Origin of the sequence: Streptomyces sp. WM6386, assembly GCF_000972385.1 — a bacterium.
Taxonomy (GTDB): Bacteria; Actinomycetota; Actinomycetes; order Streptomycetales; family Streptomycetaceae; genus Streptomyces.
The window spans coordinates 1-517 of record NZ_JXTE01000436.1 but is presented as its reverse complement, the minus strand read 5'-3'; the positions used below and the strand labels follow the sequence as shown (position 1 = coordinate 517).

Sequence of the window (517 nt, the reverse complement as noted above, 5' to 3'; positions counted from 1 at the left end):
CCTGCCCGCCTCGCGCGCCTGACCCCTGACATGGTGGCGGGCCGGCCCGTTCGATACGGGCCGGCCCGCTGCTGCCGTCCTCGGCCCGGGCGTACCCGGGCCGTGTCTCAAGGTGCCTTGCGGGTCACGTCCATCGCCCGCTGCCGAAGGTCTCCCGGCTCTGCAACACCTTCTCCCGCAGGTCGAACCGGCGTACCTTCCAGGTGCCGGTGCGCGGGAAGTCCTCCCAGTCGATGACCCGGGGCTCGTCGAGGGCGATCAGGCCGGCCGTGGCGCGCTCCCATGCCTCGCGGTCCAAGGTGCCGCTGTGGGTCGAGACGATCGGCACGGGCAGCCCGTTGGGGTTGCCGAGCACGATGACCTCGGAGGCGTCCTCGAGCCGCTCCAGCAGCAGGCTCTCCAGCTCGATGCCGCTGGTGCCGGGTATGACGTCGACCTCTCGGTCGAGGATGTCCACGGTGCCGTCCCAGCGGTGGACGCCTATGTCACCGGTGTTCCACCAGCCGTCCCAGACCTT

Annotated in this window: 1 pseudogene; it reads right to left on the bottom strand. The window is 71.0% G+C overall.

Features of this window, described 5'->3' with window-relative positions:
* Nucleotides 1-124 precede the first annotated feature (124 nt).
* Nucleotides 125-517, bottom strand: a pseudogene (locus TN53_RS42120) (long-chain acyl-CoA synthetase); the annotation flags it as partial.